Origin of the sequence: Janthinobacterium sp. AD80 (assembly GCF_002878455.1) — a bacterium.
Lineage (GTDB): Bacteria > Pseudomonadota > Gammaproteobacteria > Burkholderiales > Burkholderiaceae_D > Janthinobacterium.
The window spans coordinates 1-1,822 of the sequence record NZ_NRDQ01000303.1; the positions used below are offsets into that span (position 1 = coordinate 1).

The following is a 1,822-nucleotide window of genomic DNA, read 5'->3' on the forward strand; positions in this document are numbered from 1 at the left end:
GGCGGCGGCGCGTCTGCACGCGCGCCAAGGCGGGCGGCAGCTTGTTCACCATCAAGTGGCCGGTGGAGCAAGACGCGCCGCAGCACAGCGCCTGACTACGCGGGCGTGCGCAGCAGGTCGACAAACGCGCGCAGCACGGCCGGCATCTGCCGCCGGCTCGGGTAATACAGGAAGTAGCGCGACGGCGGCGGCAGGCAATGCTGCAGCACGCACACCAGGCGCCCTGCCGCGATATCGGCGTGCGCATCGGCTGCGTACACATACGCGAGTCCCGCGCCATCGCGCGCCGCGCCCAGCATCAGCGCATCGTCGTCGAACACCAGCGGCCCGCCGACGGCGATGCTGACACTCTCGCCCGCCGCCCCGAACTCCCACGCATACTGGCGCCCGCTGGGAAAGCGCCGGCCTATGCAGGCGTGGCCCAGCAAGTCGCGCGGCGTGCCTGGTGCGCCATGCGCCTGCAAATAGGCGGGCGAGGCCACCACCACGAACGGTTGCGGCGCGCCCACGGGCACGGCGATCATGTCGGCCGCCACTTGCTCGCCGAAGCGGATGCCCGCGTCGAACCCGTCGCGCACGATATCGATCATGCCGTCATCCGTGACCACTTCCACCTGTACGCGCGGATAGCGCGTCACAAAACTGGCCAGCATGGGCGCCAGCAGCAGCCGCGCGGCGGGACGGGGCACGTTCAGGCGCAGCCTGCCGGCAGGCACATCCTGCAAGGCGCTCAGGTCGAGCAAGGCATCGTCGATTTCGCGCATGGCCGGCGCCAGCCGCGCCAGCAGCATCTGCCCCGCCTCCGTCGGCGTGACGCTGCGCGTGGTGCGGTTCAGCAGGCGCACGCCCAGGCGCTCTTCCAGCGCGCGCAGCGCATGGCTGAGGGCGGAGGCGGACACGCCCCGCTCCAGCGCCGCCTGGCGAAAACTGCGCAGGCGGGCGACGGCGGCAAAGGCCGTCAATTCGTTCAGGTCAGCCATTATTCATGAGTTTCATTCAGCAATGCATGCAGGATAAGCGATCTTATCGCATGCTGTGCGCCCGGCCATACTGTGTGTTCCAACTTTTACGAGGAATGCGATGGACAATCACAGAACACTGGGTAACGCGGGCTTGCGCGTGGCACCGATCGGCCTGGGCTGCATGGGCATGAGCTTTGCCTATGGCGGCGCGGACGAGGCCACCTCGCTGCGCGTGCTGCAGCGCGCCGTGGAACTGGGCGTGACCCTGATCGATACGGCGGAAGTCTACGGCCCCTACGCCAACGAGGACTTGGTAGGCCGCGCCCTGAAGGAACTGCGCGGCAAGGTCCAGATCGCCACCAAGTTCGGCTTCAAGATCTTGCCGCACGGCCAGGGCGTGCAACGCATGGCCGGTGTCGACAGCCGCCCGGAACACATCGTGCGGGCCGTGGAAGCATCGCTGTCGCGGCTCGGCATCGAGTGCATCGACCTGCTGTACCAGCACCGCGTGGACCCCGCCGTGCCCATCGAAGACGTGGTGGGCGCCATGGCCGGTCTGGTGCGGGCCGGCAAGGTGCGCCACCTGGGCCTGTCGGAAGTGTCGGCCGCCACCCTGCGCCGCGCCCACGCCGTGCATCCGATCGCCGCCGTGCAGTCCGAATACTCGCTGTGGAGCCGCGACGTGGAAACCGAGGTGCTGCCCGCCTGCCGCGCGCTCGGCATCGGCTTCGTGCCCTACAGCCCGCTGGGCCGTGGCTTCCTGACGGGCCAGCTCGCGTCCAGCGCCACCCTGGCAGCGGACGACTACCGCCACAGCTTGCCCCGCTTCCAGCCGCCGGCGATGGCCGCCAACGCGCACC

2 protein-coding genes are annotated in these 1,822 nt (G+C 69.3%); one reads left to right on the top strand and one right to left on the bottom strand.

The window, feature by feature from the left end; translation table 11 throughout:
- Positions 1–95 precede the first annotated feature (95 nt).
- Positions 96–980: a LysR family transcriptional regulator gene (locus JaAD80_RS28940; protein ID WP_102299631.1), complete on the bottom strand. Its 885-nt coding sequence runs from the start codon at positions 978–980 to the stop codon at positions 96–98.
- A 100-nt stretch (positions 981–1,080) separates the two neighbouring features.
- Here JaAD80_RS28940 and JaAD80_RS28945 point away from each other — a divergent pair.
- On the top strand, positions 1,081–1,822 hold a 742-nt coding region (locus JaAD80_RS28945), incomplete at its 3' end, for an aldo/keto reductase (protein ID WP_102299632.1).

What these genes read in the sequence shown, in the direction of transcription:
- JaAD80_RS28940 (WP_102299631.1), bottom strand. Translation starts at nt 980, where the DNA reads ATGGCTGACCTGAACGAATTGACGGCCTTTGCCGCCGTCGCCCGCCTG.